Origin of the sequence: Pedobacter sp., assembly GCF_046462515.1 — a bacterium.
Classification (GTDB): Bacteria; Bacteroidota; Bacteroidia; order Sphingobacteriales; family Sphingobacteriaceae; genus Pedobacter.
Genome location: NZ_JBKGVD010000008.1, coordinates 830,420 through 844,135 on the forward strand (window position 1 = coordinate 830,420; position 13,716 = coordinate 844,135).

The following is a 13,716-nucleotide window of genomic DNA, read 5'->3' on the forward strand; positions in this document are numbered from 1 at the left end:
AAAGTAAATATGGATACCAAACTAACTTTAAGTTTTGATAAAAATGTAATAGAAAGAGCTAAAAAATATGCGGATGAACATAACATCAGTTTATCACGTTTAATTGAGCACTTGCTTACACAAGTTACTTCCAATCAATATAAATCTTTAGAAGATTTTCCAATCAGTGATTGGGTAAATATGGTTGCCGAGGGCGAAGTAGAATATAAGCGTAATGCAAAATCATCAAGAAAAGATTTAAAAGATGAGTTTTTCTCTTCTAAAAAACCTAAATAATGATACGTATCTTTTTAGATGCCAGTGTCTTGATTTCTGTGCTGAATAAAGAATACCCGCTCTTTACTTATTCATCAAGAATACTAAGTTTGGCCAATCATATTAAATTTGAAGTGTATACCTCTCCTCTTTGTCTGGCTATTGCTTTTTATTTCGCTCAAAAGAAAAATAAGGCTAATGCCAAACAAAAAATAGATATTCTGTGCAGGCATATCAAAATAACCAATCACAACAGCGATGATGTATTTTCTACATTAAATAATAAAAAAATCAATGATTTTGAAGATGGGCTAGAATATTATGCTGCCTTATCTGTTAACTGCAATTATATTATCACAGAAGATATAGATGATTTTTATTTCTCTGAAATAACCGTTCTTTCCTGTAAAGATTTTTTTGACAGGTGCCTGATCAGCTAAACCATTTTTTCCAGATACTTTCTTTTAATCCTATATACAACCCATCTGCTCTTTCTTCTAAAGGATAAACATCAATATAATCTCCTTGCCCTTCTGCCCCTCTGCCTGTTGTTAAGTTATATCCATACCTGTGCACAGGACAGATCAAATATCCATTTTTACACCATCCTCCACTTAAAATGCCACCAGCATGCGGACATGTATTCTGTGTAGCATAAAATTTATTTTCATGCTTTATTAAACATATCTTTTTGCCATCTGCTTTAACCATTCTGATAAAATCAGCCCCCATAAGTTCCTGTTTTGACAAAACCTTTACCCAATTCATACCGAGAAAATTAACGATTGCGTATATTTGCCCTCTAATTTACAAAATGACACATCAAATTCCAGAAGACGGCACTTTACTTCCTTTAATGGAAGAATTTTACACCATACAAGGCGAAGGATTTAATACCGGAAAAGCTGCATATTTTATTCGTTTAGGAGGTTGTGATGTAGGTTGTCATTGGTGCGATGTGAAAGAGAGCTGGGATGCTGAACTACATCCGCTTACTTCTGCAGATGCCATTGTGAATAATGCTGTACAACATCCCGGTAAAGCAGTGGTTGTAACAGGAGGCGAACCCTTAATCTATAATTTAGATTATTTAACTTCGCAGCTACAAAACAAGGGCATTCTTACTTTTATCGAAACATCAGGTGCTTATCCTTTAAGTGGCAAGTGGGATTGGATCTGTTTATCTCCAAAAAAATTCAAAGCCCCCCGCCCCGATATAACTCCTTTTGCTAATGAATTAAAAGTAATCGTTTTTAATAAAAGTGATTTTGAATGGGCAGAAAAATATGCTGAAACCGTATCTGAAAGCTGTAAATTGTATTTACAACCTGAATGGTCTAAAGCAAAGGAAATAACACCTTTAATTGTAGAATATGTAAAGAACAATCCCAAATGGGAAATTTCCTTACAAACACATAAATTCCTGAATATCCCTTAAAATATATACATTAGCATAGCTTATTTGTCAATCCTATGCGTAATTATCTCCTTATATTTTTAAGCCTCCTGGCTTTACATGTAAATGCTCAATCACCAATAAGGAAAGCTCAGAACAGCTTTGATGATGCCCAGCAATTTGTAAGACAAAATATTTTTGATGAGGCTCTTAAAAATCTTGATGCTGCAGTTAAAGCCGATCCAAAGTTTCAACTTGCCTACATACAATTAGGCGTGCTTTATAAACGTTTAAAGAATAATGAAAAAGCAAAAGAGAATTTTAGACAGGCTGTAAATGTTGCTCCTGTGAGCGATCATGTTCTATATTTCACCTTAGGCGAATTAGAGCTACAAACAGGAGATTATGCGGCTGCTAAAAAAACACTCTCTGTTTTTTTAGAGAAAGAAAATAAAACAACAGAATTTACAGAGAAAGCAAAAAAATACCAGGCAGATTGTGATTTTGCTATTGAGGCCATTAATAAACCTGTTCCTTATAAACCCCTTAACATGGGGTTCTATATAAACAGCGAATACCGCGATTATTTTCCTGCCTTAACCGCTGATGGGCAAACCTTAATTTTTACACGTAATGTTAGAGGTAATGAAGATTTTTATGTATCTGAAAAGAAAAATAATGAATGGCAGCAGGCTCAGCCATTAAGCGACAACATTAACACTCCCAATTTTAATGAAGGTGCGCAGTCTTTATCTCCCGATGGTAAATATTTGTTCTTTACAGGTTGTAACCGACCTGATGGACTTGGCAGGTGCGATATTTATATCTCAAAAAAAACTGGTAACGGTTGGAGCAAACCCTTAAATCTAGGAAAACCTATCAATTCTGAGCACTGGGAATCACAGCCAGCAATTAGCCCAGATGGAAATACCTTATATTTTGTGAGTAACAGACCTGGGGGATTTGGAGGTTACGATATCTGGAGAAGCACTTTGCAAGACGATGGAAACTGGACAGAACCTACTAATTTAGGTCCAAACATCAATACACCTTACGATGAGGTTACCCCTTTTATGCATGTTGATGGGAGAACACTTTATTTCTCATCAGATGGCTGGCCTGGATTTGGGCAAAAAGATATTTATTACAGCAGATTGCAGGATGATGGAAATTTCGGTAAGCCAGTAAACCTTGGTTATCCTATTAACACTTTCAATGATGAAACAGGCTTTATTGTATCTGCTGATGGCAAAGAAGGTTATTTTTCAGCAGATTTGGGCGGAGGATTTGGTAACGTAGATATTTATAAACTCGAATTACCTCAAAATATAAAACCTTTACCTGTTACCTACGTTAAAGGTGTGGTTAAAGACAAACAAACTCTGAAGATGCTTGAGGCATCTGTACTTATTGTAAATCTAAAAACAAACAATGCTGTTTATAACGAGTATACAAATGCAGAGACCGGAGATTTCATAGCCGTTATGCCCGTAAATCAAGAATACGCATTTAATATTTTGGCTGATGGTTATCTTATGTATTCACATCACTTTAACATTAGAAATGATGATGCCAACAAACCTGTAAATTTTGAAATCCTGTTAGACAAAATTACAGTTGGTGCTGATGTAACACTCAACAACATTTTTTTCGATACCAATAAATACGAATTGCTACCTGCTTCATTAGTAGAACTTAACCTTTTGGCTGAAGTCTTAAAATCTAATCCCACACTTTTAATTGAAATACAAGGACACACCGACAATGTAGGCGACCTTAAAGCAAATCAAAAATTATCAGAAAACAGGGCTAAAGCAGTATATGATTATTTAATTAGCAACGGAATTAGTAGTAAACAGCTTAGCTATAAAGGTTATGGAGAGAATATGCCTAAATCCAATAATGATACTGAAGAAGGCCGTAGCAGAAATCGCAGAACTGAATTTAAAGTAATCAAAATATAAACATAAAACCCCCAGAAAATCCCAGGGGTTTTATGTTTTTAAATAACTGCTTCTCTTATCCTAACGAGTTTAACCAGTAAATCTTCAAGTAAAGCCAGATTTAACATATTTGCTCCATCAGATTTGGCATTTGCAGGGTCAGGATGGGTTTCTATAAACAATCCATCGGCACCTACAGCAATTGCAGCTTTTGCAATAGTAGTAATAAGTTCAGGTTTACCACCTGTAATTCCACTACTTTGATTAGGTTGTTGTAATGAATGGGTACAATCCATCACTACCGGAACACCAAAACCTTGCATTTCAGGTAATCCTCTGTAATCAACAATTAAATCCTGGTAGCCAAAAGTATTACCTCTGTCTGTTAAAATAACATTAGAATTACCAGCTTCTACAATTTTTTCTACAGCAAATTTCATTGAACCAGCTGATAAAAACTGGCCTTTTTTCACATTAACAACTTTACCAGTATTAGCAGCTGCAATCAACAAATCTGTTTGTCGGCATAAAAATGCAGGGATTTGCAATACATCTACATAAGCTGCAGCCATAGCTGCTTCTGCACTTTCATGTATATCAGTTACAGTTGGAACATCAAAAGTCTTCCCTACTTTTTCCAGTATTTTTAAAGCTTTTTCATCACCTATACCTGTAAAGGAGCTTCCTTTACTTCTGTTTGCCTTTCTATAAGAACCTTTAAAAATATAAGGGATATTTAATTTATCGGTTATCGCAACAATCTTCTCTGCAATACGTAAGGCAATATCTTCTCCTTCTATAGCACATGGACCTGCCATCAGGAAAAAGTTATTACCATCCTGATGCTTCAATTTATCTATATTTAACATGTTATCTTTATATATTAAAATTTCGGGCATTAATTTCCCAGTTCAGACATAAACTTAATTCTCATTAATTGAATTTCTTCTCTGGTATAATCAGCTTCTCCTAAATCTTTCAAAGCTGCATCTATAGAATCTGTTTCTGCCGATTGGAAATAATCAAAAACTTCGTCCTGACGATCTTCATCAATTACTTCGTCAACATAATAAGTTAAGTTTAACTTGGTTCCCGAGTTTACAATTGCTTCTACTTCCTTTAAAATATCTGTGTAGGTTATACCTTTTGAGCGAGCTATGTCTTCCAGGCCAATCTGTCTGTCTATATTCTGAATGATAGAGACTTTAAGTGCCGATTTGTTTGCCTGGGTTTTGATTACCATATCTACAGGACGTTCAATATCATTGTCTTCTACATATTTCTTAATCAGTTCGATAAAAGGCGAACCAAATTTAATGGCCTTACCATTACCCACACCCGAGATTTGTTTCAACTCTTCGGTAGTGATAGGATAATGTGTACACATTTCTTCCAAAGAAGGATCTTGAAAAACCACAAATGGCGGCACACCTTTTTGTTTAGCTATCTTCTTACGCAGATCTTTCAATAATTGTAACAACTGACTGTCTAAGGCGCCACCTCCTTGTTTTACTTCTTCATCATCTTCTTCTGCAGTAGCATCTATAATTTCGTTAAGTACAAATTTTAAGCTGTAAGGATTTTCTATAAAATCCTTACCTATTTTGGTTAATTTTAGTAAACCATAATTATCAATATCCTTAGCTAAAAAATTATTCAGCACAGCTTGCCTGATCAATGATTTCCAAAGATTTTCACCATCAGCTTTTCCATAACCAAATTCAGCAAGTTTACTATGCTCATATGCCAGAGTTTGAGCAGTTTCTAAACCTAAAAAGATGTTCAATAAGTGTACATCATCAAACTTCTCACCTGTTTTCTCAATGACTTTCAGTAGGGTTGAAAGTTTTTCCTCAGCTTCAAAATACTGTTTGCTTTTTTTACAATTATCGCACATGCTATTGCAACCAGTTTCGTTAAAATTCTCTCCGAAATAATGTAAAATCTGCTTTCTTCTACATACAGAAGATTCTGCGTAATCGATCACTTCTTTAAGAATCTGGGTACCTATTTCACGTTCAGAAACAGGCTTATCTTTCATAAATTTAGCTAATTTCTCTACGTCCTTTTCAGAGTAAAAGGCAATACAAACCCCTTCGCCTCCATCACGACCAGCTCTACCCGTCTCCTGATAGTAGCCTTCCATACTCTTAGGTACATCATGGTGTATTACAAAACGTACATCAGGTTTGTCTATTCCCATTCCAAAAGCGATTGTAGCTACAATTACTTCAACATCTTCCATTAAAAATTTATCCTGGGTTTCAGCTCTGACCTTAGGCTCTAAACCTGCGTGATATGGCAGTGCTTTAACACCGTTAATATTCAATGTTTCAGCAACTTCTTCTACCTTTTTCCTACTTAAGCAATAAATAATACCCGATTTGCCCGGATTATACTTTACATAGCGAATAATTTCCTTGATGATATTACGCTTAGGCCTGATCTCATAGTACAGATTAGGTCTGTTAAATGAAGATTTGAACAGTGTAGCATCTGTCATACCTAAATTCTTGATAATATCTTGCTGAACTTTAGGTGTTGCAGTAGCCGTAAGCGCAATGATTGGGATATCATTCCCTAAACCCGCTATTACCTGTCTTATTTTTCTGTATTCGGGTCTAAAATCGTGACCCCATTCAGAGATGCAGTGAGCTTCGTCAACAGCAACAAAAGAAATTTTAAGTAAACGCAGAAACTCTACATTCTCTGCCTTAGCCAGTGATTCTGGTGCAACATATAATAATTTTGTTTGCCCTGACATTAAATCAGATTTTACCTGATTGATTTCTGTCTTGGTTAAAGATGAATTTAAAAAATGGGCAATGCTATCGTTACCTCCAAATGCCCTGATTTGATCTACCTGATTTTTCATCAATGCGATGAGGGGTGAAATAACGATTGCTGTTCCCTCGCTCATTAATGCAGGCAGTTGATAACAAATTGATTTACCTCCTCCTGTAGGCATTATTACGAAAGTGTTTTTTCTTTCCAAAATATTCGTAATAATTGCTTCCTGATCTCCTTTAAAGTTATCGAAACCAAAAAAAGTTTGCAGATTATCAAATAACGACTTTTTAACGTCCATTTGTGTATTTAATATTGTGTGCTATTTATTATTCAAAATAACATAATTTTGCATTAATTAAAGCATTAATTTACTAAATATTTCTCTTTGGAAAGTAAAAAATCTATCATAGAATTAGCGGCCAATACTTTTAAGTTAGAATCCGAAGCTATTTATAACTTAACAAACTATTTAAACGATGATTTTGTTGCCGTTGTTAACGAAATTTTAAATTGTGAGGGTCGTGTAATTGTTACCGGAATAGGCAAAAGTGCAATTATTGCACAAAAAATTGTTGCCACATTCAATTCTACAGGTACACCAGCAATTTTTATGCATGCTGCAGATGCCGTACATGGTGATTTAGGCATTATACAATACAATGACATTATTCTCTGTATATCTAAAAGCGGAAATACGCCTGAAATCAAGTTATTGGCCCCTCTGTTAAAACAACGAGGCAATAAATTGATAGGAATGCTAGGACAAATTGATTCTGATTTGGCCAAACAATCTGACTGGATTTTAAATACAACAGTAAGTAAAGAAGCTTGCCCGCTAAATTTGGCTCCTACTACAAGCACCACTGCTCAGTTGGCCATGGGCGATGCCCTCGCTGTTTGCTTATTAGAAGCGCGTAACTTTAAAGCCGACGACTTTGCCAAATATCATCCGGGTGGTGCTTTAGGTAAACGTTTGTATCTTAAAGCAGGTGACTTAGCGCTTAAAAATGAGAAACCAAGTATCAATCCTAATGCATCTGTTAAGGATATCATTATTGAAATAAGTAAAAACAGACTGGGGGCTGTTGTTGTTATTGAAAACAATAACATTGCTGGCATTATAACCGATGGTGATATCAGGAGAATGTTAGAAAAATATAACGATTGGAGCAATTTAAAAGCTTCTGACCTCATGAACAGAAACCCTAAAAAGATTGAATATGACGAACTGGCTTTATTAGCTCTTGAGATTATTAAAAACAACAATATTACCCAACTATTGGTAACAAAAAATGGCGAATACTTTGGCTTAGTGCATATGCACGACCTTTTACAGGAAGGTATTATTTAAAAGCCTATATTTGCGCTTAGCTATGAATAAAAACAATTATGCTTTGATTATGGCAGGTGGAATCGGTAGCCGATTTTGGCCTGTCAGCAGAACTGAATTCCCTAAACAATTCATAGATTTTTTTGGTGTAGGTAAAACTCTTATACAAAGTACCTACGATAGATTTCTGCAGATTTGTCCTGCAGAAAATATTTTCGTAATTACTAACGAGATTTATACAGATTTGGTAAGAGAACAATTGCCTGCTTTAAAAGATAATCAAATCCTTGCAGAACCTATTATGCGGAATACAGCTCCGTGTATAGCATACGGCTCCATGAAGATTGCTGAAATTAATCCCGAAGCCGTTATTGTTGTTGCTCCATCAGATCATACCATAGCCAACCAACCAGCCTTTTTAAAAGCCATAGAGCAAAGCATGAAAGCGGCCTCTGGCAGCAATACGCTAATTACTTTAGGTATAAAACCTAACAGGCCTGATACAGGCTATGGTTACATACAATATGTAGATGATACCTTAGAAAACGACACAGAAATTCATAAGGTAAAGATTTTTACAGAAAAACCCAATTTGGAATTAGCCAAATCTTTTATTCAAAGTGGCGATTTCTTATGGAATGCAGGTATTTTTATCTGGTCGGCACAAGCTGTTATCAATGCTTTTGAAAAGCATTTGCCAGATATGTTTGATATCTTTAAAAATGGAAAACCGCATTATAACACTTTAAAAGAGAGAGAATTTATTGCTCAGGCTTATCAGTTATGCACTAACATTTCAATTGATTTTGCCATTATGGAAAAAGCGGAAAATGTATATGTTCTTCCTGCAGATTTTGGCTGGTCTGATTTAGGAACCTGGGCCTCTATATATGAAATGGCTGAGAAAGATTATGTAGGTAATGCTGTAATGCCTTCAGAGCACGTTATGATGTATAATTCTGCCAACTGTATGGTAAATGTACCCAAAGATAAACTGGTAATTTTACAGGGGCTACACGATTATATTGTTGTTGAATCTAATAACACATTGCTCATCTGCCCCAGAGCAGAAGAACAAAATGTAAAGAACATTGTAGCGGATGTAAAGACTAAATTTGGAGGTAAATTTAATTAAAGGTTACAAAGATCTTTGTCTGACTGCTTCATAAAGTATTACTCCTGCTGCTACAGAAACATTTAGTGATTCTATGGTGCCCATCATAGGTATTTTTGCAAGATGATCTGCTACCCTAAGCAGTTCATTTGATATACCTTCATCTTCAGATCCCATAATAATTGCGGTTGGCAAGCTATAGTCGGGCTTATAGATTAAATCGTCCGTTTTTTCCGTACATGCCACAAGCTGCAGCCCACTTTCTTGCAAAAACAAGCAGGTTTTATGCAAATTAGCATGCCTACATACCGGTATATTAAACAAGGCCCCTGCAGAAGTTTTAATCGCATCGGCATTTACTTGGGCAGCACCTTTTAACGGTACTACAATAGCATGTACGCCAACACAAGCAGCCGTACGTGCTATGGCTCCCATATTTCTTACATCGGTAACACTATCTAATACTAATATTAAAGGTGTTTCTCCCTGCTCATAGATTGTGGGTATAATATCTTCTATGTTTTGGTATGTAATGGGCGACATTACCGCAATAACTCCCTGATGGTTTTTCTGTGTCATGCGGTTGAGTTTCTCTATTGGCACCACACTTAGAGGTATTAAACCACCAAACAATAAAGATTTTAGTTCTATAAACAAATCCCCAGATAAACCTCTTTGTACATAGATGGTTTCTACATCCTTACCTGCTTTAATTGCTTCTATTACGGCTCTTATACCAAAAACAAATTCATTGTTCTCTTTATTGCGCTGAGGTTTTCTAAACTTATCCATCTCAAAATTATTAGTGTGCAAAAGTAAGGATTAAAATCTGTGAAGTTATTAGCTTATCCACACAAAATTGTTTACAAACATATAGTCTTGAGATTTAGCCATAAAAATTAATTGATTTCACAATCAAGTTGTTGACAACCTGAGCAAAACTTCTTAAAACAAAACGGGTAACTTTTAGCTACATTTGTACTATGGCAACCGATAACGAACAGGGCAAACTGAATATATCTGCGAGAAAGAGCAGGCTTGCAAATACAGTAAATATGGTAGGTAAATTACCCCCACAGGCTGTAGATCTGGAAGAAGCTGTATTAGGAGCTCTAATGCTAGAAAAAGATGCACTTTCTTCGGTTATCGATATATTAAAACCCGAAATTTTTTATCAGGAAGCCCACAAAAAGATTTTTGAAGCCATACAAAACCTTTTTCAGAAATCTAAACCCGTAGATATTCTTACCGTAACTTCAGAAATGAGGCAAAACGGCACCTTGGAGATGATTGGTGGAGCTTATTATATTACCAATCTTACCAATCGTGTTGCTTCGGCTGCCAACATAGAATATCATGCCCGTATCATTTCTCAAAAATACATACAGCGTGAATTGATTAGAATTTCTACAGAGATCATCAATAACGCTTATGAGGATACCACAGATATTTTCGACCTCTTGGATCATGCTGAAAAAAATCTGTTTGATATAGCCCAAAATAACCTTCGTCGAGATACACAAAAGATGGACGAGATTATGAAACAATCTTTGGCCACTTTAGAAATGTTGCGCACAAAGACCGATGGTTTGACAGGTGTACCATCTGGTTTTACAGATTTAGACAGAATTACCGGAGGATGGCAAAAATCTGACTTGGTAATTATTGCCGCACGTCCTGCTATGGGTAAAACAGCTTTTGTTTTAAGCTGTGCACGCAATGCCTGTGTAGATTTCCAAAAACCCGTTGTGGTTTTTTCCTTAGAGATGTCATCTGTTCAGTTGGTTAACCGTCTCATATCCGGAGAAGCCGAAATTGAACAGGAAAAAATCAGAAAAGGAAATCTGGCAGAATGGGAATGGCAACAATTACATAGTAAAATAGGTCGTTTAACTGAGGCCCCCCTTTTAATTGACGATACCCCCGCGTTAAATATTTTCGAGTTCAGAGCTAAATGCCGTCGCTTAAAATCTCAGTATGATATACAAATGATCATTATTGATTATTTGCAATTAATGCATGGTAAAGGCGAAGGCGGTGGTAATCGTGAGCAGGAAATAGGTAGTATCTCGAGAGCCTTAAAATCTGTAGCCAAAGAACTGGATGTTCCTGTTTTAGCCCTTTCACAGTTAAGCCGTGCGGTTGAAAGCAGACCAGGGCAAAATGGCAAAAGACCTATGCTATCTGATTTACGTGAGTCTGGTTCTATTGAGCAGGATGCCGATATGGTTCTGTTCTTATACAGACCAGAATACTATGGTATTACCGAAGATGAACAGGGCAGATCTATGGCTGGCGTAGGCGAAGTAATTATTGCCAAACACCGTAATGGCGAAACCGGTATTGTTCCGCTACGTTTTATTGGTAAATATGTTAAGTTTGCTGATTTAGATGATGGCTTTATGCCACAGAGCAGTTTCTCTGAAAGCAGTAGTTTGATGCCTTCTGATAATTTTGACCGACCTCAAGGTAATATCATCATCAGGCCATCAAGTATGAACGACATGCATGATGATGAACCACCTCCATTTTAATTGATTATAAAGTCTCAGCTTTTTTAGGCTTTTGTTCGCCAAATATCCACCAAGCTTTTCTTGGTTCTCTGATTTTTTCAGGAGCGCTGTGTTTATATTTCTTGATATGTGACACAACTTCCTCTATATCATCTGTAAACAATAAAAGATCCATATCAGCTAAGCTTATGGTTTTTTCTTCTATCATTCTCTGCACATGTTCGTAAATATGCTTATGAAACTCAACTCCCATAATAATTACAGGAAACTTTTCTACTTTACCTGTTTGTATTAGAGTAAGTGTCTCAAAAAATTCATCAAGCGTTCCGAAACCACCCGGCAATACTACAAAAGCATAAGAGTATTTTCGTAAAAGCTCTTTTCTTACAAAGAAATAATCTATTGTTACAGATTTATCCAAGTAGGGATTTTCATGTTGCTCATGTGGCAACACAATATTGCATCCTAAAGACAAGCCATTAGCCTCTTTAGCTCCCCTATTGGCGGCTTCCATTACCCCTGGGCCTCCTCCTGTCATAATTGCAAAACCCTGTTTTGCGATTTCTGAAGATACTTTTCTGGCCATTTCATAGTATGGATGTCCTTCTTTAAAACGTGCAGATCCAAATACGGTTACACAGGGTCCAACAAAATGTAGTGTTCTAAAACCTTTATAAAATTGATACAATACACCAAATACATATTTAACTTCTTTTATACGGGCTCGTGCACCCTTTAAAAAATTGGCTTCTTCTCTTAAAAATTTATTCATAACTAAATTAAATACCCCATAATTATACCTACCAGTACCAAAATGGTAGGATTAATCTTAGTAAAATTTAACAACATGAAAGAACAAAACATTATCGCAATGAAAAGCACATTGGTTTTCATTGGAATAGCTAACATGATAAAAGCTGCTGCAATGAAACCCACGGTAACCGCATTTACACCTGATAATGAATATTTAATACTGGCTATCTTCTTAAGGTCATCCCAGAACGGAACAATAAATAATACCAGGATTAAACCAGGCAGGTTTATGCCCAATACTGCCAGTAAACCACCTATCAATTGCCCATTAAAGCCATAGCCCCCATGTTTCATACTTAAAGTGCCCACATAACTGGTAAAAGAAAATGTAGGTCCTGGTAACACCTGCTGAAAAGCAAAACCTGAAAGAAAGTCTGTTTGTGAAACATAATGCTTCATTTGCACAAACTCGGTGTATAACATAGGAACCAACACTTGTCCGCCGCCAAAAATAAAGATACCGTTACGGTAAAAGTTCTCAAACAGCCTAATGGGCAGACTAAAAGGAGATGTTCTGTTAATGATTCCCCCCAATATAGCCATTATGAGCAAAACGCTCACAAAATAGCCCAGTTTTTTAGGGTTTATATTTGAAAATAATTTAACCCTTACCTGAGTTTCTTCTTGAGGCGTGGCAATGGCCGAAGAAATCATTCCGCCTATTAAGATAGCTAAGGGAAATACGTAAGCTTCTCTTAAAATCAATGTACTCACTAACGCTCCAAATGCCAGAAAGAAAGTAACCTGGTCTGTAAGTACTTTTTTACCTAATTGATACGCACCATAAGCTACAATTCCTAAAGCTATTGGATGCACATATTCAAGAATATCAATAAATTTCCGCTTCTGATCTAACATTGAATAGCTAATGCCTACAAAGGTCATGATAGCTGCTGAAGGAAGTATCCATATTAAAAAGGTAAGAATAGCCAAGCTTAAACCACCTACCTTGTAAGCTATACCTACTAAAGTTTGTGTAGATGCTGGTCCGGGTAAAACCTGTGATAAAGCGTTTAGTTCAAGAAGTTCGTCTTCATTAATGAATTTTACATTCGTAACGAAATACCTTAATAATAATGCGATATGAGCCTGCGCCCCACCAAATGAAGTAAAGGTAAATAATAGAACATTTCTTAAAAACAATAACCGCTTATTTCCCATTAAGGTTAAAATAAATTAAAGATTAGTCATCTTCATAATCCAGACCTGCTGCACTATTGTAAGCTCCCTGTAATTCTGACAATGCGTGCATATCTTTCTTCTCTCTGGCCGCCTGCATTCCTTTTTGGTAAATTTCTATGGCTTTATCTTTAAAGTTAAGCTTTTCGTACAATTTCCCTAAATGGTAATAAGTACCCACATATGCCGGGTGTTTTTCTGTCAATTGTAAATAATATTTTAGGGCATTCTCATCATCGTTAATTGCATTATATTCCGTTGCAATTGCATACAGGATAAAACTATCGTTGGGATCTGTTGATAAAAATTCGAATAACTTCTCTAATCGGTTGTTTTGCATTTTAAATCACTGCTTTTTTAATTAAATTTGCAAAAAGACAATT

14 protein-coding genes are annotated in these 13,716 nt (G+C 35.9%); 7 read left to right on the plus strand and 7 right to left on the minus strand.

The features are described from left to right. Nucleotides 1-9: 9 nt before the first annotated feature. Complete coding sequence (locus ACLHG9_RS11705; protein ID WP_410221670.1) at nt 10-276, plus strand: DUF6364 family protein; 267 nt, start codon at nt 10-12, stop codon at nt 274-276. Continuing rightward, nucleotides 276-695: a type II toxin-antitoxin system VapC family toxin gene (locus ACLHG9_RS11710; RefSeq protein ID WP_410221671.1), complete on the plus strand. Its 420-nt coding sequence runs from the start codon at nt 276-278 to the stop codon at nt 693-695. The genes ACLHG9_RS11705 and ACLHG9_RS11710 overlap by 1 nt, the downstream gene beginning before the upstream one ends. Here ACLHG9_RS11710 and ACLHG9_RS11715 read toward each other — a convergent pair. Next, nucleotides 688-1,023 carry a Rieske (2Fe-2S) protein gene (locus tag ACLHG9_RS11715; protein WP_410221672.1) on the minus strand — a complete coding sequence of 112 codons (336 nt, stop codon included), beginning with the start codon at nt 1,021-1,023 and terminating at the stop codon, nt 688-690. The genes ACLHG9_RS11710 and ACLHG9_RS11715 overlap by 8 nt on opposite strands. 46 nt (nt 1,024-1,069) lie before the next feature. On the opposite strand from ACLHG9_RS11715, the gene ACLHG9_RS11720 reads away from it, so the two are divergent. Both ACLHG9_RS11720 and ACLHG9_RS11725 read left to right on the plus strand, forming a co-directional pair. Continuing rightward, nucleotides 1,070-1,693, plus strand: coding sequence for a 7-carboxy-7-deazaguanine synthase QueE (locus tag ACLHG9_RS11720; RefSeq protein ID WP_410221673.1), 624 nt, complete (start codon nt 1,070-1,072; stop codon nt 1,691-1,693). A gap of 35 nt (nt 1,694-1,728) precedes the next feature. Beyond that, nucleotides 1,729-3,615, plus strand: a complete 1,887-nt coding sequence (locus ACLHG9_RS11725; protein WP_410221674.1) for an OmpA family protein — start codon at nt 1,729-1,731, stop codon at nt 3,613-3,615. 38 nt (nt 3,616-3,653) lie between these two features. On the opposite strand, the gene kdsA is transcribed toward ACLHG9_RS11725, so the two are convergent. Together kdsA and recQ are read right to left on the minus strand one after the other, a co-directional pair. Then, on the minus strand, nt 3,654-4,463 hold the full coding sequence (gene kdsA, locus ACLHG9_RS11730) for a 3-deoxy-8-phosphooctulonate synthase (RefSeq protein ID WP_410221711.1): 810 nt from the start codon (nt 4,461-4,463) through the stop codon (nt 3,654-3,656). 29 nt (nt 4,464-4,492) lie between these two features. Beyond that, nucleotides 4,493-6,682, minus strand: coding sequence for a DNA helicase RecQ (gene recQ, locus ACLHG9_RS11735; protein WP_410221675.1), 2,190 nt, complete (start codon nt 6,680-6,682; stop codon nt 4,493-4,495). 87 nt (nt 6,683-6,769) lie between these two features. Between recQ and ACLHG9_RS11740 the strand changes: the two genes are divergently transcribed. Continuing rightward, nucleotides 6,770-7,735, plus strand: coding sequence for an SIS domain-containing protein (locus ACLHG9_RS11740; RefSeq protein ID WP_410221676.1), 966 nt, complete (start codon nt 6,770-6,772; stop codon nt 7,733-7,735). Nucleotides 7,736-7,757: 22 nt separating this feature from the next. Further along, entirely contained in the window at nt 7,758-8,849 is a 1,092-nt protein-coding gene (locus ACLHG9_RS11745) for a mannose-1-phosphate guanylyltransferase (protein ID WP_410221677.1), read from the plus strand. A 3-nt stretch (nt 8,850-8,852) separates the two neighbouring features. On the opposite strand, the gene rlmB is transcribed toward ACLHG9_RS11745, so the two are convergent. Continuing rightward, nucleotides 8,853-9,620, minus strand: coding sequence for a 23S rRNA (guanosine(2251)-2'-O)-methyltransferase RlmB (rlmB, locus tag ACLHG9_RS11750; RefSeq protein WP_410221678.1), 768 nt, complete (start codon nt 9,618-9,620; stop codon nt 8,853-8,855). Nucleotides 9,621-9,811: 191 nt separating this feature from the next. Between rlmB and dnaB the strand changes: the two genes are divergently transcribed. Next, nucleotides 9,812-11,362, plus strand: coding sequence for a replicative DNA helicase (gene dnaB, locus ACLHG9_RS11755; RefSeq protein WP_410221679.1), 1,551 nt, complete (start codon nt 9,812-9,814; stop codon nt 11,360-11,362). 4 nt (nt 11,363-11,366) lie between these two features. On the opposite strand, the gene ACLHG9_RS11760 is transcribed toward dnaB, so the two are convergent. From ACLHG9_RS11760 to ACLHG9_RS11770, 3 genes are read right to left on the minus strand one after another with little or no spacing between them, the layout of a single operon-like run. Further along, nucleotides 11,367-12,113: a TIGR00730 family Rossman fold protein gene (locus tag ACLHG9_RS11760; RefSeq protein WP_410221680.1), complete on the minus strand. Its 747-nt coding sequence runs from the start codon at nt 12,111-12,113 to the stop codon at nt 11,367-11,369. A gap of 2 nt (nt 12,114-12,115) precedes the next feature. After that, on the minus strand, nt 12,116-13,315 hold the full coding sequence (chrA, locus tag ACLHG9_RS11765; RefSeq protein WP_410221681.1) for a chromate efflux transporter: 1,200 nt from the start codon (nt 13,313-13,315) through the stop codon (nt 12,116-12,118). Nucleotides 13,316-13,337: 22 nt separating this feature from the next. Further along, nucleotides 13,338-13,673, minus strand: coding sequence for a tetratricopeptide repeat protein (locus ACLHG9_RS11770; RefSeq protein WP_410221682.1), 336 nt, complete (start codon nt 13,671-13,673; stop codon nt 13,338-13,340). Nucleotides 13,674-13,716 lie beyond the last annotated feature (43 nt).